The organism is Aeromicrobium sp. (assembly GCF_037719875.1).
Taxonomy (GTDB): Bacteria; Actinomycetota; Actinomycetes; order Propionibacteriales; family Nocardioidaceae; genus Aeromicrobium.
In genome coordinates this window covers 74,385-91,776 of the sequence record NZ_JBBJMJ010000008.1, presented here as the reverse complement: position 1 = coordinate 91,776, position 17,392 = coordinate 74,385, and the positions used below count along the sequence as shown (strand labels likewise).

Sequence of the window (17,392 nt, the reverse complement as noted above, 5' to 3'; positions counted from 1 at the left end):
TAAACCGCGCCGCTTGGGTCAGTCGAGCTCGTCGCCGTACCGGGTGACGATCGCCCTCCGCGCTCCGCCACCGTTCTGCTCATATGTCACGGTCTGTACGTCGATGCCGTAGAGCCGGGTGAGGGCCTCGTCGGTCAGCATCGCCGCCGTAGGCCCGCTGCGTACGTCGTCCGGGCCATCCATCAACACGACGAAGTCCGCGAGATAGAGCGCATGGTCGGGGTGATGGGTGGTGAGCAGAACCCCCATGCCATCAGCGACCAGCTTGCGCAGGAGCGAAAGGATCTGGGCCTGATTGTGCAGGTCCAGGCCGGTCGTCGGCTCATCGAGCACCAGCACGGGTGACTGCGAGGCGATTGCCCGGGCGATGAGCACCAGTTGCTGCTCCCCGCCGCTCAGCGTGGGGAACTGGCGATTCGCGAGGTGGCCCACGCCGATGCGCTCCATGGCATCCAGAGCAGCGACCCGGTCATCACGCGTCGGTGTGCCGAACAGCCGGACCTGACGGACCCGGCCCATCACAACCATGTCGAGTGCGCGATAGGCGAAGGCCCCGCCGCGCGCCTGCGGCACGAATCCCACCGCGCCGTCGTATGAGACCGCACCCTCCTGCGGCTTCATCAGCCCGGCTGCACATCTCACGAGAGTCGTCTTGCCTCGGCCGTTGGGCCCCAGGACTGCCGTGACCGCCCCGGCCGGCACCTTGAGACTGACGTGTCGGAAGACCCAACCCGACTCCGGATAGCAGAAGCCGATGTCATCGAGCTCAAGCATGGTCCCAGATCCTGTCGCGATTGCGCCGCAGCAGCACGAAGAACACCGGTGCGCCGACAAGTGCCGTGAGCACCCCGAGTGGGATCTCGCCAGCGGTCAGCGTCCGGGCGATCGTGTCGATCACGATGAGGTATGTCGCACCGAGCAGGAAGCTCACCGGGAGCAGCACGCGATGATCAGGGCCCACCCACATTCGCGCGAGATGAGGGATCACCAGTCCGACCCACCCGACCGCGCCGCTCACCGCCACGGCGCCGGCCACGATGAGCGCGCAGGCCAACAGGAACACCCAGCGCAACCTGCTCGGGCGGATGCCGAGCGAGGACGCCTCGTCGTCACCGAGGGAGAGCACGTTGAGGCGCCACCTCAGCAGGAGCACGACGGCCGTGCCCAGCAGGATCGGCACGACGGCCACGGCGACCTTCGCCCAGGTGGCGGTTGCGAGGCTGCCCAGCAGCCAGAAGACGATGGCCGGCAACGAGGAGTACGGGTCGGCAAAGTACTGGGCGAGCCCGACCAGTGCGGCGAAGAACGACCCGAGCACGACGCCGCCGAGCACCACCATCAGCATCGAGGAGGCCCGGCCCGCTGTCAGGGCGAAGAGCAGGACGAGGGCGAGGAGGCCGAATACGAAGGCACCGCCGACCAAGAACACCGTTCCGAGGCCGAAGAGCAAGGCGATGGCGCCGCCGAACGACGCCCCCGATGAGACCCCGATGATGTCCGGGCTCACCAGCGGGTTGCGGAAAGTCGCCTGCAGAGCCGCGCCGGCGACGCCCAGACCACCCCCGACCAGGACGGCGAGCAGCACTCGCGGGAGGCGAACGAGCTCCACGACGGTTCGCTCGGTGCCGCTGACACCGCCCTCGGGGAGCAACCCGGACGCCAAGATCTGCAAGACGTGGGACGGCGGCACGGTGTAGCGACCGAGGGAGACCGCCACCATGATCGTCACCGCGAGCACCACCGCCGCGGCGAGGATCGAGAGCGGTCCACCCACCCGCCCAGGTGCGGCGCCGGATCCCTCGGTGATGTCCTCAAGCTGAGAACTGGTCGTAGTCGGCGGAGGCACCGTTCGCCTCCGTCCACAGCATGGTGTCGATCTCGGACTGTGTGGGTGTGTGGTCGTAGAAGTACCGGTAGTCCGCCACGATCTTGTCGCGCAGCCCCCCGTCGGTACCGTCCGGGAACGCGATCTGCGCGAGCCAGGTCCACATCAGGGGTGACTCGTGGCTCGGCGGATCCCACCGATATCCACCCAGCGGTGCCCGATAGACACGTCGCGCCCTGACCGCGGCGACGTCACGCCACCGGCGGTCTCCGTAGACGTCGTCCGGCATGGCCTCATCGAAATTGCCGAGGACGATGACGTCGGGATCCCAGTCCAGCACCTGCTCGAGGTCCACCTCGACCAGCCCCTTGACCTCGGACGAGACATTCTCGGCGCCGATGAGACGTACGTAGTCCTCGTTGAACGTACCGGCACCCTGCACCGTCAGGCTCTCGGAAAATCGGTTGAAGTACAGCACCCTCGGCGCCCGCCCGGTCCGCTTGGCCGCCACCGCCGCGACGGCCGCGCGGTCCGAGTCGAGACGAGTGGCCATGGCTCGGCCGCGCTCTGGGCGCCCCAGCACGGTGGAGAACATGCGGAACCAGCTGCCGACGTCCTCCAGCTTGCCGTAGTTGACACCCAGAACCGGCAGACCGGCATTCTCAAGCGGCTGGATGATCTCATCACCCTGATTGGCCCACTGGACGACGACATCAGGGTCGAGGGCCAAAATTCCCTCGACGTTCGGGGCGAACTCCTGCGTGCCGATGTCATGGGGGACCTTGAGCACGCGAGGAAACATCGTGCCCAGGATGCTCTGATTCGCTGCAGCCCACGACGCGTCATGCACGCCCGCGAGGCGTGCGGCGCTGCGGTCGACCGCGATCATGATGGAAGCGGCCGGCATCGGCAAGGTCACGATGCGCTTGACCGGCCCATCGAACGTCAGCACAGTCCCACGCTGGTCCTTGAGGGTGATGCTCTTCCCGGCGGACTTCGGCGCGCTGTCTCCGCACGCGGACAGGAGCATGGCACCACCGAGCGCGGCCCCGCCCTTCAGGAGGGTGCGCCGAGGGATGATCAGCGGCGAGTTGTCGACCATAACGTCCTGCTTTCGTCAGGTGCCGAGAAATTCGGCAGGACCGGAGTGCAAGTTGCCTTCGTTGACGATGCGCATGTGCTTGACGGTGAAGTCGCGCAGGTATCTGACCTGGCGTTCGGTGAGCTTGTCGCAGACCCATTCCCAGTGCATCGACACCCAGTCGCCGGGGGCGAGGTCGTCCATCATGCTGACGCCGTTGACCGATCGCACGACGGTCTCGGTGGTCCGCTCCCCGAACCCCAGCACGTGGCCGTCCCAGGACAGTGGGGTCGACTCGACCACGACCTGATCCCCTTGGACCACCAGCACCTTCCCCCAGCGGATCCGGCACTGATCGAGGACGGTCAGTGCGTGCTCGGCCTTGCGGCCGTCGCTCAACAGCCCGGTCCACGGATAGATGCAGAAGACCGCGAAGCTGTGGTGCGGCACCCCGCCGGCGTTGATGCTCTCGCTGAGGGTGAAGAACTTCGAACCGGTCATGGCCCGGAAGCGGGACTCCATCGAGTTGCCGACAGCCTGAGCGCTGACCCGGTCCAGTTCAGGGCTCCCGACCCAGTACGCGTCGACCACCCGGCGATCCAGCGGGTCGTCAAGACCGATTGAGGCAGCGATCAGCTCGAGGTAGGGCCAGGCGCCTGCGAACTGTTGGGACAGGGCCCGCAGACCTCGGTCGTCCTCTCCGGTGGCCCCGTGCTCGAAGAAGGCACCGTGGTCCGACGGGCCGCAGTAGCCGTGGGAGTTCGGCGGGAAGGCGTAGCGCGCAAACAGCACCGGCCCGGTCGCCGGGCGGGCAAGGGTCATCGGAGCTTCAGGCACCTCGCACCGTCGCTTCGGAGTCGGGGGCAGGATCGTCGCGTGCTTGGCCCATCATCTCCAGCCCGGAGATGGCCTCCTCGGCTTTAGCACTGTCGATCAGCTCCAGCGCGAAGCCCATGTGGATGAGGATCCAGTCACCTGGCACTGGCAGCTCCTCCAGCATGCCGATGTTGATCTTGCGCTGGGCTCCTTCGACGTCGACCAGGGCCAGCTGATCGGCGAAGCCGTCCACGATCTCGACAATCCTGCCGGGGATCCCCAGACACATGATCAGGCCTCGCTCATCGGGCTCGAGGTTGCCAGGATGCGTTCATTGATGACTCGGGCCACGGCCTGCGCCGCGACCGGCACAGCGGCCGCGACCGGCGGACTCAGGCCGATGCCCTCGTCGACGCCGGCCGGCCGACAGCCGACGACGTAGGTGGGTGGCAGCGTGCCTCCGAGCGCGCGGAGGCATCCGAGCACCGCCAGCGGGTCCATGCCATGGGCGTCGAGCTCACCCGTGCCGACATCGTCAGGCCCGACGCTCAGGACGACCACGTCCCCCGGCGAACCCTCGCCGGGGATCGCATCGACGATGACGAGTGCGGCGCACCCGTCCAGGAGGTCGTACGCGAGGTGCATGCCCCGGATGCCGTAGTCAACCACCTGGACGGCGCCGGGCAACTCGTCGTCGGACAGCAACAAGCGGGCGACCTCTGGCCCGAAGCCGTCGTCGCTGAGGAAGAGGTTGCCGATTCCGGCGACCAGGATTCGCTCGTTCAGGGCTGGTCCTCTGCTCGGCCCGTGCCGGGTGTGTGCGCGGGACCAGTCGGGTCCGAATCACCGGTGTCGGTGTCGGGTGTTTCTTCGGCCGGTTGCTCATCGGCCGGGGATCCCGTCGCGCCACCGTCGGTCTCGTCCGGGTCGGGCGACTTGAGCTCCGGATCGTCGGTCGGCGCCGAGGCGCCTCCGGTGCCGGCATCAGGTGTCGTGCCGCTCACCTCTGACGGATCCGCGGCCTCCCTGCGCCCATCGTAGGGAGGGAGGGTCTTGCCCTCGGTGTCCGGATTGTCCGGGTCTGGGCTGGTCGTCATGTCAGTTGCCTCCGCTCTGCAGATCCGGTGCTCCCGGATGATCGGACTTGTCGGGATTGATGCCGGTGTCGTCGTCTTCGTCGGCCGTGCCCGCAGGGCGATCGACGGGACCTCCACCGGGCTCGTCAGAACCCTCGTCGCGCGAGCCCTCCGGACCGCGTTCGGCCTGCGGCTCCTCGTCCAGGTGCTCTCCTGGCGTCTCGGTCATGATGTCTTCCTTTCACTCGCTACCGGTTACATCCGGCGCATCTTGAGATAGCGCTGGAAGTCAGGGATCGACATGACGGCGATGATGATCGCCGCGAGCACGATCAGCGCCCCCACGCCTGTGGTGATGATGCCTACCGTTCTCATGGGCGACTCTCCTCTTTGTCGTGGTGGGTGAATTCGATCGGCAGTGGCTCGAGCTCGTCCGGGGCGAAGTAGAAGTAGCGGCCATACCACTCGTGCATGTCTGCGGCCGGGTCGTCCACCAGCACCAGCGCGACGTGGGTTCCACCATCGACATCGGACAGGACCGCTGTGACCCGGGCGACCTGATCGGCGAAGAAGATGTCCTGCGCGTCGGCTCGCCGGTTCGGATGGACCCGCACGAGACTCCCCTTGCCGACACTGACACCGTCGATCACCACGACGTCGGACTCCGGCCTCACGGCCTCATCGGCCGCCGGATCCCACCACGGCGTGTCGCCGGTGTCGAAGGTCGCGGCGTCCAGGTCGCGTACGTCGGTCGCCATCGGCCAGTCCGGCTCGGCCATCGACGGACTGACCATCGGATCGAGCGCGCCAGGATCACGCAGGATGCCGTGCAGCTGCTGCATCGACTCCGGCGACATCTCTTCGCACCGGTCGATGATCTCCCGCGCCCGGGGGTCCGTGGCCCGAGCCTCGGCCTTCTCCTCGTCGGTCATCGTCAGGACGCGAAGGGTGAGGATCTCGTCGATCTCGGTGGAGTCGAACAACGCTCCGGTGCTCTGCTCGGCGATCTCGGGGTAGTCGTAGAGGATGATCGGCAGGCCGAGCAGGAGATCGGTGTCGCCGGGCGCCCCGCCCAGCACCGGCCAGCATCGCCGTTGGACGCACCCGGCCACCGCTCCAGTCGCTGCATCGGGAGGTTCGAGCAGGGACACGAACGTCGGCCCGTGCGCCTCGATGAGGAGGTGGGTGCCGATGAACGAGTGGGCGATCGCGTCGTCCTTGTCGATCGTCGGCCCCACATGCCGGTTCTCGACCTCGACGCTGAGCCGGTGCAGCCCGCCGACGTCCTCGACGCCCAGACGAACCTCGGCCCGGATGTGGCGGCGACGGCGCACCATGGTTCCCGCCGGGGCGCCGTCATCGTCGACGAGCGCCTCGACGTCCTCGCCCGCAGCGATCTCGACCGGATGGGCCACACGGTTCGTGAGGTCCCGACCGGACACCGTGAATGAGACCTCGTGGTCGACCGCCTCGTCCCAGCTCAGCCAGGTCGTGTCACCGACGACGACCCGCGCGACGGGCTCACCAGCGGTGTCAAGCACCTGACGGCGCTGCAGCTGGAGGAATCGCAGGTGCAGCACCAGCGAGGTCCGGTCGCCGAGGCCTCCAGACAACAGGCACTGCATCGCCATCGAGGACGACTCACCGATGCCGGCGGCCTCAGCGTCCGGCGGGCTCAGGACGCCGAACTGCCAGCGCGCCTGGTTCTTGCTGGAGCTGGCGCGGTAGGGATAGAGGAGATAGCCCTCGTAGAGCACCGCGTCGGCCACGGCACGACCCAGGTCGAGGTTCATGAGGCGACCTCCTTGCGAGCGTCCAGCAAGTGGGTGAGTGTCTCGTCCCACGACGTGAGTCCGTGCTCGGCGCGATAGTCGGCAACTGCGGCCACCACATCGTGGTCGACCCGCATCCAGCCCGTGCCCGGGTAGTAGAGATCCATCATCTGTTTCCACACCGAGACCGGCATCTGAAAGCCGGTGTCGCAGTCCCATGGCACCTGCTCGACGGCGAAGCCGTTTGCCCCCTTGGTGAAGACCACTCCGGAGAACATGAAGGACAACGGCACAGCGCCCTCGCCGAGCGCGTGCAGGTAGCGTGATCCGACGACGTCGAAGTCGTACGTCGAGGGCATCGGCAGGTTCACCTCTGTGACGCCGCTGAATCCTTGGACCGTGGTGCTGCACTGCATCCAGAGGAATGGCCGGAGCGTGTCCGACCAGCGCTCGCGTGAACCGAACAGCGACCGCAGGTCAGAGGCCTCGTCGGCATCGTAGCCGCGACGCTGCGGATCGATGCGCACTTGGCATCGCAACGCGATCGCATGCACGACGGTGCCTGTGCTCTCCTCGATCCGCAGGCGCGCAGTGAGCTGAGGCGTCGCCGCGTAGGGCTCGGCGAACACATCGAGGACGTTGAACGTGTAGTGGCTCATGGCTGGTCCTGGCCCACCGCCGGCGCTGGCCGGCTCCGGGACTCGACCATCGTGAAGAACTCATCCATCGCGGACCGGGCCTCCTGGCCGCCGTCGAACCCTCGCCAGGTCATACGCATCGTGCCGACCAGCTCGTAACAGATGTCGATCGGAACCAGGACACAGTGGAACTCACCGCGACCATGGTCGCTGCGATAGATCAACAGTGCCTCGACATCGGGAAGCACCAGGTCCAGCTGAGGATTCGAGGAGATCAACCGGTCCCAGGAGTCCATCGACAGCTCGGACTCCGTCGCACCGGCCGGGCTGGGATAGAACGCCACGACCCGGTCCTCGACCGAGTTGCGGAACAGGAATGTCAGCCCAACCGGGATCTGCAGGTCGTCCCACGCAGCCTGGTCGAAGGCGAAGTCCGGGAAGCTCAGGTAGCGGTCGGGCACGGCCTTGTAGCGCAGGTGCGCTGACTGGTCGCTGAACAGCAGGTAGCAGGGCCGGCACGTGCACATCAGGCTGCGGTTCTCGAGCCCGACGACATGCTGGTGCTGATCGGCGATCGGCCGCGCGCACATCTCGCACCGCTCGCCGGGAACAACCGTGGGACGGGTCGTCGATATGCGCCGCAGAGTCGCGAGGGGGGAAGGACCGCGACCCGGCGCACTCATGGGGTGTCCTCGCGAGCATGCGGATGAGATCCCACGGACGCGCGTATCCGGCCTGGATGGGGGGTCATCATGCGACCTCGGTCGCCGGCACAGCCACTGAGACGGTGCCGCCATCAGCGAGCACAGGCAACGGGTTCAGATGCAGCTCCGGCACGTCAACGCAGGCCCCCGCCTTGCGAACGTCGTAGTGCACCTGGCACGACGGGCAGGTGAGCAGGGCATCGCCGAGTCCTCCGCCGAGTCGGCGGGCCAGAGCAGATCCGGCCAGGCTCGACTCGCACCGGGCGCACCGGTCGACGAACGCATAGAGGTCCTCGCCGATCCGGCACAACAGGAGGGACAGCCCGCCCGCCTCTGCAGATGTCACTTCACCTGCCGCCAGGGCCGAGAGCTCTGCCAGCACGTGCCAGTCAGCTCCGCCCGGCGGCTCGACCTGGAGCCGCGACATGAGTGAGTCAACCGAGATCAATCCGCCGGTGTCCTTGGAGTCCGGCGACGCATCCTCGACCTCGATGCCGATCACCTCAGGCGCGGCCGCCTCGATCGCGCCCTCGACGGCGAGGCTGAGCGTCACTGACGATGACGGGCACCCGTCGCAGCTCCCGAGCAGGCGCAGACGGACGACTCCCTCGTCGGTGATCTCCAGCAGCTCCACATCGCCGCCGTGCGTGCCCAGATAGGGACGCACGCCTTCCAGCGCGTCCTCGACTCGCTGCTCGATCCCGTAGGGATGCAGGCCGTGGACGAGCAGCAGCCCGGAGACAAGCTCGTCTCCGGCCAGGCTCGCGAGCGTACGGTCATCGAGATGGCCCAGCTCGAAAAGGATCTCCATCATGTGCTCGAGCCCCGAGCCGTAGAGATCGGTGACCAGACGGACGAGCTCCTCAGCTCGCTCCTGGGCGATCCTCCCCCCGGTGGCGCTGGCGGTCAGCAGGGCGTCGATCCGCTCACCCGTGAGGCTCAGATCGGGCGAATGGTCGAGCACCTCGGGCTGGGTCATGTCGGGCCCTACTCGGTGCCGGCGGACTGGGTCGGCGAATGCAGCCGCTCCAGGGTCTGTCCATCTCCGAGATACATGTGCACGCCGCAGGGCAGACACGGGTCGAAGCTGCGCACGGTGCGCATGATGTCGATGCCCTTGAAGTGCTCTCGGTCATTCTTCTCGAAGATCGGCTGACCCTGCACCGCGTCCTCATAGGGGCCGGGAGTCCCGTAGGAGTCACGCGGGTTGGCATTCCACGGGGTCGGCGGATAGGGGTGGTAGTTGGCGATCTTGCCGTCCCGGATCACCATGTGGTGGCTGAGCACGCCACGAACTGCCTCGGTGAAGCCGCAACCGATGCCCTCTTGCGGCACCTCGAACTTCTCCCACGTCTTGGTGCGCCCGGCTCGGATCTCAACAAGAGCCTTCTCAGCGAAGTGCAAGGCACAGGCAGCCGCGTATGCCTGGAAGTAGGTGCGGGCCCGGTTGCGCTCGATCGTGTTGCTCCACTGCGGGATCTTCCACTCCAGCTCCATCGGGGGTTTGAGGGACGTCTTGGGCAGGTTGATCTTGACGCTCGAGCCGGTCGACTGCACGTAGCCGATGTCGACGAGTCCCGCGAGCGCGGTGGACCAGAGCCTGGCCAGTGGCCCGCCACCGGTGTCGAGGGCGAGGTAGTCCTTGCCGTCGAACCACCGCGGCGACATGACCCAGGAATACTTTCCACCGTCGAGGTCGCGCTTCTGCGGCCGCGGGTTGGTGTGCTGATTCCACGGGTGGCGACGATCGACCGGGTTGCCCAACGGGTCCTTCTCGACAAATGTTTCCTGGTCTTCCCAGTCGTCGTAGTACGACGATCCGAGCAGGATCCGGATACCGAGGTTGATCTCCACCAGGTCGGTCGTGACGAGCTTGCCGTCGACGACGATCCCCGGAGTCACGTACATCTTGCGGCCCCAGTTGGTCATGTCCTTGTAGTCGAAGTTGCAGTGCTCGGGATCCTGGAAGGAGCCCCAGCAGGCCAGCAGAATTCGACGATTGCCCACCTGCTCGTAGCCGGGCAACGCTTCGTAGAAGAAGTCGAACAGGTCGTCGTGCATCGGCACGACCTTCTTCATGAACTCGACATACCGCATCAGCCGGGTGATGTAGTCGGTCATCAGCTGAATCGTCGCTACTGTGCCGACTCCGCCGGGGTAGAGCGTCGACGGGTGGACGTGACGTCCCTCCATCAGACAGAACATCTCGCGGGTGTAGCGGCTGACGACCAGCGCCTCGCGGTAGAACTCACCCGTGAACGGGTTGAGCGAGCGCATGATGTCGCCAATGGTCTGGTAGCCGTGGTCCCCACCGCGCGGTGCTGGCGTGTTGTTGGCCAGCTCGAGGACCTCCGGGTTGGTCTCGGACACCATCTTTTCGCAGTAGTCCACTCCGACCAGGTTCTCCTGGAAGATGTTGTGGTCGAACATGTACTCCGCGGCCTCACCCAGGTTGACGATCCACTCCGCGATCGCTGGCGGCTTGACGCCGTACGCCATGTTCTGGGCGTAGCAGGAGCAGGTTGCGTGGTTGTCGCCGCAGATGCCGCAGATACGACTCGTGATGAAATGCGCGTCGCGCGGATCTTTGCCCTTCATGAAGATCGAGTAGCCGCGAAAGATCGAGCTCGTGCTGTGGCACTCGGCCACGACCTTGTTCTCAAAGTCGATCTTCGTGTAGATGCCGAGGCTTCCGACGATGCGGGTGATGGGATCCCACGCCATCTCCACCAAGCCGTCTTTGCCTTGACCCATGCTGCTCGGACTCGGGATGGTCGACGTCATGGCGTCGCCTTTCTGCTGGAGGTGGGATTACCAGGTCTTCTTGGCGCCGGTGACGAGCGTCTTGCCCGGCTTGCGCCACTTGGGCTCTTTGTCGAGCGTGCGCGTCGTCTTCGCGCGCAGTGCCCGCATCGTGTTGCCGTAGGGCTTGACCGCGGTGGTCGACAACTTGCCTCCAGGCGGCTCGTCCATGAACGGCATGAACTTGTCCGGGAAGCCGGGCATCGTGCAACCGATGCAGATTCCACCGACGTTCGGGCATCCACCCATGCCATTCATCCAGCCGCGCTTGGGCACGTTGCACTTGACGACCGGTCCCCAGCAGCCAAGCTTCACGATGCATTTGGGCGAGCCATACTCGGTCGCGAAGTCTCCCTGCTCGTAGTAGCCAGCACGGTCGCAGCCCTCGTGCACGGTCTGACCGAAGAGCCAGGTCGGCCGCAGGGCTTCATCCAGTGGGATCATCGGGGCCTGCCCGGTGGCCATGTAGAGCAAGTAGGTCAGCGTCTCGGACAGATTGTCAGGCTGGATCGGACAGCCCGGCACACAGACGATCGGAATGTCGGCCTTGGACTTCCAGTCCCAGCCGAGGTAGTCGGGGACGCCCATCGCTCCGGTCGGGTTGCCGGCCATCGCGTGGATGCCGCCGTAGGTGGCGCAGGTGCCCACCGCGACGACCGCGGTCGCCTTGGGGGTCAGCCGATCGAGCCACTCGCTCGTGGTCCTCGGCTGGCCGGTCTCCGGGTCGTTCCCGAATCCGCACCAATAGCCCTCTTCGTGCAGCGCTTCGTTGGGGATCGACCCCTCGACTACCAGGACAAAGGGCTCGAGCTCACCACGGTCGGCTTTGTGGAACCACTCGAGGAAGTCATCGGCACCCCCGTTGGGGCCGCACTCGAAATCGATCAGTGGCCAGTGCACGGCGATCTGCGGGAGGCCCGGCAAGGCCCCCATCGCGATCTCCTCGATGCTGGGCTGGGTAGCCGCGGTGAGGGACACGGAGTCCCCGTCGCAACTCAGCCCTGCGTTGATCCACAAGACGTGGATCAGGGTGTCTTCCGCTTTGATCGCTTCCGCAGTGGGCATCGTGGCCGACCTCTCCGGAGGCTGGGAGGCCTCCTGCGTTGCCTGGACCAAGACGGGGTGTTCGCAACGCCGTGTTTCCATTACCGCTCCGCAGCCGCGGTGTGTCAAGGATCACATCAGTCGAATTTGCGATTGAACCCGAACTTCTGCTAAAAGCCCGTTCCAGCGTGCGGCGCCTCCACGAAAGGTCTAAAGTGCTCGCAGCCAGCGGTACCAGTGGTCAAGCCCTTCGCCGGTCTTGGCGCTCATCGGCAGCCACACCACCTCGGGGTTGAGGCTGCGGGCGTCCTTCTCGCACCGGGCGACGTCGAAGTCGACGTATGGCAGCAGGTCCGTCTTGTTGACCACCACGAGATCTGCGGCCGCAAACATGTGCGGATACTTCAGGGGCTTGTCGTCACCTTCGGTCACCGAGATGATGACGACCTTCTTGGCCTCGCCCAGGTCGAACAGGGCCGGGCAAACCAGGTTGCCGACGTTCTCGAGCACGACCAGGTCGCCGTCGGCAGGCTCCAGCGAGTCCAGCCCGCGTCGCACCATGCTGGCATCCAGGTGGCATCCCGATCCGGTGTTGATCTGCACCGCCCGGGCTCCCGCCGCGCGGATACGTTCCGCGTCGAAGACCGTCTCCTGGTCCCCTTCGATCACGCATATCTGACGGCCTGGGCCGTCCTCACGGATCGTCCGCTCGAGCAATGTGGTCTTTCCGGCGCCTGGGGAGCTCATCAGGTTGAGTGCGGCGATACTGTGCTCGGCGAGCCAGGCGCGATTGACCCCCGCGAGCTCGTCGTTCTTGGCCAGCACAGCGGTCTCGATCGCTACTGTGTGGGTGCGAGGCTCGTCACTGCCTGGCTCTGCATCACCCGGCACTTCGTGAACGTGGTCGTGCGCGTGGTCGTGCGCGTGGTCGTGCGCGTGGTCGTGCGCGTGGTCGTGGCCGTCCCCATGGTCGTGGGTATGTCCATGGTCGTGGCCGTCCCGATGGTCATGGTCGTGAGCGACGACCGGCTCACCACTCACGCGGACCTCGTCGGTCCCGCATCCACATGTTGCACACATCTCACGCCACCTCCACTGAGGTGACCGAAAGCTCGCGGCCGGCCACCACCTCGACATCGGCACTTCCACAATCACACAGCAGGATCAGGTCGTTCTTCTCAAAGTCCTGATCGCATCCCCGGCAGTGCGCACGTCCGGCCAGCTGGACGATCTCCAGCTCGGCACCCTCCAGAGGCGTACCGGCCGCCGCGAGCTCGAAGCAGAACATCAGTGCGTCGGGCACGACGCCGGCCAGCCTCCCGACAGTCACCCGTACGCAGGTCACCGGGTTGTCCCCGGTGCGCGCCAGCACGACTTCGACGACGGACTCGGCGATGGAGAGCTCGTGCACCCTGCCCGCCTTCCGTCCCCGCCACGATAAGTCGGGCTCTGAGGATCGGCAAGGCAATCTCGTCGCGGAGCGCACAATGGACTCATGGAGTCATCGCGGACCGGGTCGCACGGAGCAGCCGAAGCCGTCGCGGCACTGAGGGCCAAGGGCGAACGTGTCACCTCACCCCGTCGAGCCGTCATCGAGGTCCTCGGCGGCACGATGGAGCACCTCACGGCCGATGAGATCGCGGTGCGTGCAAGTCAGACCGCTCCCGGGGTCCATCGAACGACGGTCTACCGCGCCTTGACGACCCTCGGCGAGCTCGGTCTCGTGTCACACACCCATGTGTCGGGCTCGGCGACGATCTATCACTTGGCCGCGCCCGGCCACGACCACCCGGGAGCCGACCACGCGCACGTGCAGTGCACGACCTGCAACCGGATCATCGACATCAAGGAATCCGCGCTCGCTCCACTTGGTCGTACCCTGCTCGAGGACATCGGGTTTCGCATCGACGTGCACCATGCCGCGTTCGTCGGCACCTGCTCGGAGTGCCTCGAGTCGACAAGAAATTGATTCGCAGCTCTTGCAACACTGTCGCATCTGAGTACGGTGGCAGGTACGCCAAACGCAGGAGCCCCGATGTCGCTGATGAGCATACGGAGGGTAGACCGCGCTGAAGGCCGCGCTCTCGCAGGCATGGCGGTGTTCATCACGCTGCTGCACATCAGCGGCTGGGGCACGCTCGCGCTGATCGCGTCACAGAAGCTCGATCTGGGCGCTTCGGGCGCGTTCGGCGTCGGGATCGGGATCACGGCCTACACCCTGGGCATGCGACATGCGTTCGATGCCGACCACATCGCCGCGATCGACAACACGACCCGCAAGCTGCTCGCCGACGGCCGCGCCGCGACCCGTCCGCTGTCGGTCGGGTTCTGGTTCTCCCTTGGCCACTCGAGCATCGTCTTTGGCCTCTGCGTGCTCCTGGCGCTAGGGGTGCGCGCGCTCGGCGGTCAGGTCAGCGACGAGTCGTCGACTCTTCAGCAGACCACCGGGATCATCGGCACCAGCGTGTCGGGCATCTTCCTCCTCATGATCGGTGTCATCAACGCGGTCGTGTTGCTCGGCATCCTCCGGGTTGCCCGCGGCATGCGCGACGGGCACTTCGACGAGGCAGAGCTCGAGCACCAGCTGCAGAATCGCGGACTGCTCAACCGGCTCCTCGGACGGTTCACCCGATCTGTCTCCAAGCCGCGGCACATGTACCCGGTCGGGCTGTTGTTCGGTCTGGGCTTCGACACCGCCACCGAGGTATCTCTGCTCGTCCTCGCCGCGGGTGCCGCGACCTTTCAACTGCCCTGGTACGCGCTTCTGGTCCTGCCGATCCTCTTCGCCGCAGGCATGACCTTGTTCGACAGCCTCGACGGAGCCTTCATGGGTCTGGCCTACGACTGGGCCTTTCTGCGGCCCGCGCGCAAGCTCTACTACAACATCACCATCACAGGCCTGTCCGTTGCCGTCGCTCTGCTCATTGGCGGCATCGAGATCATCGGCCTGCTGGGCGACAAGCTGGGCGTCAGTTCCGGACCCGTTGCGCGGATCAGCATGATCGACCTCGACCACGTCGGATATGCCGTCGTGGCCCTGTTCGCCGTCACCTGGGCCGTCGCGGTCGCGGTGTGGCACTTCGGGCACATCGAGGAGCGGTGGTCCGCCCCCCTTCCCGGTTTACCACGGTCCCTAGGCAACCCTCGTCCCCCCTCGGGAAATTAGCCGTGGGCGGACGGCATTTGCCTAGGGACCGTGGTAAACCGTGGTCGGGGTGTGCTTCTGGCGGCGGGGTCAGTAGCCGGTGAAGTAGTCGGTCTTGATCCTCTTGCAGCGCTTGGCGAGGCCCGGCCTGACCGCGTTGACCATTGCCGGGGGTCCTGAGATGTATGCCCGACGGTCGGCCAGGTCCGGGACCGAGTCGGCGATCAGCTCGGCGGACAGGATCGACGCCTCGACGTATGTCCAGCTTTGCGGCAGAGCGCTTGGCCGGCCCGGACCGACCAGCACGACCCTGATTCCGGCCAGCTCCTCGACGAAGGGGACCTCATCGGCCGACGAGACCCCGTAGACCACCACCGCGTCACGGAATGATTCGTGTCGCAGCTGACTGAGGAACGGCGTGATGCCGATACCGCCAGCCACGAGCAGGAGCGGGACCGCCCGATCTGCGGGCCAGATGAAGTCACCGCCGATCCCGGTCGCGTGCACCGTGTCGCCCGGCTCGAGCGCGAGGAGCGCCTTCTTGAAGCTCGAGGACTTCTCCGGGACGCGCAGGGCGAACGAGAGCCGCCCGTCGGGACTCGGCGGGGAGCTGATGCTGAACGATCGACGGCTGCCTCGGCCGTCGACGCCTGCGTGCGGAACGGTCAGCTCGGCATACTGCCCCGGCTCGAACGTCAGCGGCCTCTTGGCGCGGAATGTCAGCTCGCGGGTCTCGGGAGTCAATGCGCGACTTTTCTCAAGCACCAACGAGACGCCGCGCCTACGCGCCAGCGCGAATGCCACGAGGTTACCGACGACCAAGGACACTTCCGGCGACACGAAAAGTGGTCCGACAGTGAGCGGCTCGATGCCAAGCACCGGCGCGAACAACGGCCAGGCGACCAGGCTGCCCATGACCGCGCCGACGACGAGCTGCTGCCAGCGGCGCGGCGGCAGGGTCAACGGCTCGGTCACCATGAAGCCCGCCATGAAGACGATGGGCGAGGAATAGGCCGCCGCCTCGACCGCTGCCTTGAAGGTCCCGCCGGAGTCGAGCAGCCCGATCACGGTCAGCAGGCCGGCGATGAGCACGAAGAGCAGCCCGACGGCGAGCCTCCGCGTTCGCCAGAGCACGAGGAACACCCCGAGCGCGACGAACGGCAGGAGCTTTTCCGACCCGATCCACCACGTCGCATTGATCGACAGGTCCCGGCCGAAGAGATCCTGCAGCACCACAGCGAGGACGGCCCCGGCGGCAGCCGGGTTGAGCACATGTCTCCCGCGCCAGGCGAGGACGTATTTCGTGGCATTGGCCAGCACTGCGGTGGTCCCGAGCCAGACCAGGTCGTCGAGCTTGGTCGACGGCCAGAACATGAAGAACAACAACAGCGCCGTGATGACCGACGACTCCGTGTGCGGCCTGATCCGCCAGGCCAGCCCGAGCAGGCGGTTGCTGACGTAGGACGCGACGAGCAGGACAGCGAGGGTCAGGAGCTGCCCCTTGACCGTGAACGGCTCGGTGAACGTGCCGACCGCGGTGTAGGCGATCATCACGACGACCAGCAGGGCGAGCGCGATCGTCACGAGGCGATACATCGTCACGCGGCCGAGCTGGCGGTCCAGGAGGTCTCTCACGCGAAGACCTCTCCGGGGAAGTCGGCCGACCACTCGACGTGGCCGTCGGTATGCATGCGGGCGAACTCGTGATCGAAAAGTGTCATCAACCGGCTCGGCTCGGCCATGAACTGAGCCGTGGCGAGCCCGTCAGCGAGCAGTCCGGACTCGGCGACGACCCAGGTCGCGATGATGTCGTTGGTCGGGAGTCCGGTACGCCCGTCGAGCACGTGGTGCAGGCCATCGCCCCAGGCCCGCCGGTTGGTCGCCGAGGCGCACAGCGCGCGGCCGTCACCGAGCTCGGCGACGCCGATCGCGCGGGTCGGGTCACGAGGGTCCTCCAACGCCACCCGCAGTGGCGCGTCCGCGCAGTGCAGCAGGTCACCGCTCGCGTCGATCGTGAACTCCATGACACCGCTCTCGCTCAGGACCTCGGCCACGAGGTCGACGAGGCAGCCCTTGCCGGCCGCCCCGACGTCGAGCAGCACCGGCTCGTGCGCGACGAGCTCCGGATAGGACCAGTCGATCGTGTCCCAGTCAGGCACGGCCGCCGGATGCTCGGCGGACCTCAGCGAATAGGTGGCGTCGTAGCCGAGGTCCGAGAGCGTACGCCCGACCAGCGGCGTCAGGGCGCCGTCGGTCGCGTCGTACAGCTCGACGTAGAGGTCGAGCAACGCCCGCGACTCCTCGCCCAACAGCCACGCGCCGCCCCGATCGGCGATCTGCGACACCACCGAGTCGGGCCGGAAGCGCGACCACACCGCATCGAACTCGTCGATACGGTCGGTCACGGCCACGGCGATCCCTGGTGCCAGCGGCCGCGCCGTGTCGATCTGCCACGACGTGCCGATCGCCTCGAACTGCCAGGCACTCAT

The 17,392-nt window shown here is 66.4% G+C and carries 20 protein-coding genes; 2 read left to right on the top strand and 18 right to left on the bottom strand.

What is annotated here, in order from left to right:
• Positions 1-18 precede the first annotated feature (18 nt).
• The 16 genes from WKF39_RS09760 to WKF39_RS09685 form a co-directional block, all read right to left on the bottom strand.
• Positions 19-774: an ABC transporter ATP-binding protein gene (locus tag WKF39_RS09760; protein WP_340387816.1), complete on the bottom strand. Its 756-nt coding sequence runs from the start codon at positions 772-774 to the stop codon at positions 19-21.
• On the bottom strand, positions 767-1,846 hold the full coding sequence (locus WKF39_RS09755; protein ID WP_340387814.1) for an iron ABC transporter permease: 1,080 nt from the start codon (positions 1,844-1,846) through the stop codon (positions 767-769). The genes WKF39_RS09760 and WKF39_RS09755 overlap by 8 nt, the downstream gene beginning before the upstream one ends.
• A complete protein-coding gene (locus WKF39_RS09750; RefSeq protein WP_340387812.1) occupies positions 1,812-2,927 on the bottom strand; it encodes an ABC transporter substrate-binding protein in 1,116 nt (371 codons plus the stop codon). Before WKF39_RS09750 ends, WKF39_RS09755 begins: the two co-directional genes overlap by 35 nt.
• Before the next feature lie 15 nt (positions 2,928-2,942).
• Entirely contained in the window at positions 2,943-3,728 is a 786-nt protein-coding gene (locus tag WKF39_RS09745; RefSeq protein WP_340387810.1) for a DUF6390 family protein, read from the bottom strand.
• A gap of 7 nt (positions 3,729-3,735) precedes the next feature.
• On the bottom strand, positions 3,736-4,011 hold the full coding sequence (locus WKF39_RS09740) for a HypC/HybG/HupF family hydrogenase formation chaperone (RefSeq protein WP_340387807.1): 276 nt from the start codon (positions 4,009-4,011) through the stop codon (positions 3,736-3,738).
• Between the two features lie 2 nt (positions 4,012-4,013).
• On the bottom strand, positions 4,014-4,481 hold the full coding sequence (locus WKF39_RS09735; RefSeq protein WP_340387892.1) for a hydrogenase maturation protease: 468 nt from the start codon (positions 4,479-4,481) through the stop codon (positions 4,014-4,016).
• Positions 4,482-4,504: 23 nt separating this feature from the next.
• Positions 4,505-4,819, bottom strand: a complete 315-nt coding sequence (locus tag WKF39_RS09730) for a hypothetical protein (protein WP_340387806.1) — start codon at positions 4,817-4,819, stop codon at positions 4,505-4,507.
• Position 4,820: 1 nt separating this feature from the next.
• On the bottom strand, positions 4,821-5,027 hold the full coding sequence (locus WKF39_RS09725; protein WP_340387804.1) for a hypothetical protein: 207 nt from the start codon (positions 5,025-5,027) through the stop codon (positions 4,821-4,823).
• 142 nt (positions 5,028-5,169) lie between these two features.
• Positions 5,170-6,591 carry a hypothetical protein gene (locus tag WKF39_RS09720; protein ID WP_340387802.1) on the bottom strand — a complete coding sequence of 474 codons (1,422 nt, stop codon included), beginning with the start codon at positions 6,589-6,591 and terminating at the stop codon, positions 5,170-5,172.
• On the bottom strand, positions 6,588-7,229 hold the full coding sequence (locus tag WKF39_RS09715; RefSeq protein WP_340387800.1) for a DUF6084 family protein: 642 nt from the start codon (positions 7,227-7,229) through the stop codon (positions 6,588-6,590). Before WKF39_RS09715 ends, WKF39_RS09720 begins: the two co-directional genes overlap by 4 nt.
• The gene (locus WKF39_RS09710; RefSeq protein ID WP_340387799.1) at positions 7,226-7,891 is read right to left on the bottom strand and encodes a DUF5947 family protein; all 666 of its coding nucleotides are present in this window, start codon (positions 7,889-7,891) and stop codon (positions 7,226-7,228) included. Before WKF39_RS09710 ends, WKF39_RS09715 begins: the two co-directional genes overlap by 4 nt.
• Positions 7,892-7,958: 67 nt before the next feature.
• Positions 7,959-8,891: a NifU family protein gene (locus WKF39_RS09705; RefSeq protein WP_340387797.1), complete on the bottom strand. Its 933-nt coding sequence runs from the start codon at positions 8,889-8,891 to the stop codon at positions 7,959-7,961.
• An 8-nt stretch (positions 8,892-8,899) separates the two neighbouring features.
• Positions 8,900-10,696: a nickel-dependent hydrogenase large subunit gene (locus WKF39_RS09700; RefSeq protein WP_340387795.1), complete on the bottom strand. Its 1,797-nt coding sequence runs from the start codon at positions 10,694-10,696 to the stop codon at positions 8,900-8,902.
• Between the two features lie 27 nt (positions 10,697-10,723).
• A complete protein-coding gene (locus tag WKF39_RS09695) occupies positions 10,724-11,779 on the bottom strand; it encodes a hypothetical protein (RefSeq protein WP_340387793.1) in 1,056 nt (351 codons plus the stop codon).
• Positions 11,780-11,968: 189 nt separating this feature from the next.
• Positions 11,969-12,799 (bottom strand): hydrogenase nickel incorporation protein HypB, encoded by an 831-nt coding sequence (gene hypB / locus WKF39_RS09690; protein WP_340387791.1) that lies wholly within the window; start codon positions 12,797-12,799, stop codon positions 11,969-11,971.
• Between the two features lie 40 nt (positions 12,800-12,839).
• Positions 12,840-13,169, bottom strand: a complete 330-nt coding sequence (locus WKF39_RS09685) for a hydrogenase maturation nickel metallochaperone HypA (protein ID WP_340387789.1) — start codon at positions 13,167-13,169, stop codon at positions 12,840-12,842.
• An 84-nt stretch (positions 13,170-13,253) separates the two neighbouring features.
• On the opposite strand from WKF39_RS09685, the gene WKF39_RS09680 reads away from it, so the two are divergent.
• Positions 13,254-13,727 carry a Fur family transcriptional regulator gene (locus WKF39_RS09680; RefSeq protein WP_340387787.1) on the top strand — a complete coding sequence of 158 codons (474 nt, stop codon included), beginning with the start codon at positions 13,254-13,256 and terminating at the stop codon, positions 13,725-13,727.
• Between the two features lie 75 nt (positions 13,728-13,802).
• Positions 13,803-14,924 carry a HoxN/HupN/NixA family nickel/cobalt transporter gene (locus tag WKF39_RS09675; RefSeq protein WP_340387785.1) on the top strand — a complete coding sequence of 374 codons (1,122 nt, stop codon included), beginning with the start codon at positions 13,803-13,805 and terminating at the stop codon, positions 14,922-14,924.
• Between the two features lie 69 nt (positions 14,925-14,993).
• Here the strand turns inward: WKF39_RS09675 and WKF39_RS09670 are convergent, their stop codons facing one another.
• Together WKF39_RS09670 and WKF39_RS09665 are read right to left on the bottom strand one after the other, a co-directional pair.
• Entirely contained in the window at positions 14,994-16,538 is a 1,545-nt protein-coding gene (locus WKF39_RS09670) for an FAD-dependent oxidoreductase (protein ID WP_340387783.1), read from the bottom strand.
• Positions 16,535-17,392, bottom strand: coding sequence for an FAD:protein FMN transferase (locus WKF39_RS09665; RefSeq protein ID WP_340387781.1), 858 nt, complete (start codon positions 17,390-17,392; stop codon positions 16,535-16,537). The genes WKF39_RS09670 and WKF39_RS09665 overlap by 4 nt, the downstream gene beginning before the upstream one ends.

Excerpts from the sequence above, each read along its gene's own strand:
- WKF39_RS09760 (WP_340387816.1), bottom strand. The coding sequence starts at position 774 with ATGCTTGAGCTCGATGACATCGGCTTCTGCTATCCGGAGTCGGGTTGG.
- WKF39_RS09750 (WP_340387812.1), bottom strand. The coding sequence starts at position 2,927 with ATGGTCGACAACTCGCCGCTGATCATCCCTCGGCGCACCCTCCTGAAG.
- WKF39_RS09745 (WP_340387810.1), bottom strand. The coding sequence starts at position 3,728 with ATGACCCTTGCCCGCCCGGCGACCGGGCCGGTGCTGTTTGCGCGCTAC.
- WKF39_RS09740 (WP_340387807.1), bottom strand. The coding sequence starts at position 4,011 with ATGTGTCTGGGGATCCCCGGCAGGATTGTCGAGATCGTGGACGGCTTC.
- WKF39_RS09730 (WP_340387806.1), bottom strand. The coding sequence starts at position 4,819 with ATGACGACCAGCCCAGACCCGGACAATCCGGACACCGAGGGCAAGACC.
- WKF39_RS09725 (WP_340387804.1), bottom strand. The coding sequence starts at position 5,027 with ATGACCGAGACGCCAGGAGAGCACCTGGACGAGGAGCCGCAGGCCGAA.
- WKF39_RS09720 (WP_340387802.1), bottom strand. The coding sequence starts at position 6,591 with ATGAACCTCGACCTGGGTCGTGCCGTGGCCGACGCGGTGCTCTACGAG.
- WKF39_RS09715 (WP_340387800.1), bottom strand. The coding sequence starts at position 7,229 with ATGAGCCACTACACGTTCAACGTCCTCGATGTGTTCGCCGAGCCCTAC.
- WKF39_RS09710 (WP_340387799.1), bottom strand. The coding sequence starts at position 7,891 with ATGAGTGCGCCGGGTCGCGGTCCTTCCCCCCTCGCGACTCTGCGGCGC.
- WKF39_RS09705 (WP_340387797.1), bottom strand. The coding sequence starts at position 8,891 with ATGACCCAGCCCGAGGTGCTCGACCATTCGCCCGATCTGAGCCTCACG.
- WKF39_RS09700 (WP_340387795.1), bottom strand. The coding sequence starts at position 10,696 with ATGACGTCGACCATCCCGAGTCCGAGCAGCATGGGTCAAGGCAAAGAC.
- WKF39_RS09695 (WP_340387793.1), bottom strand. The coding sequence starts at position 11,779 with ATGCCCACTGCGGAAGCGATCAAAGCGGAAGACACCCTGATCCACGTC.
- WKF39_RS09680 (WP_340387787.1), top strand. The coding sequence starts at position 13,254 with ATGGAGTCATCGCGGACCGGGTCGCACGGAGCAGCCGAAGCCGTCGCG.
- WKF39_RS09675 (WP_340387785.1), top strand. The coding sequence starts at position 13,803 with ATGAGCATACGGAGGGTAGACCGCGCTGAAGGCCGCGCTCTCGCAGGC.
- WKF39_RS09665 (WP_340387781.1), bottom strand. The coding sequence starts at position 17,392 with ATGAGTGCCTGGCAGTTCGAGGCGATCGGCACGTCGTGGCAGATCGAC.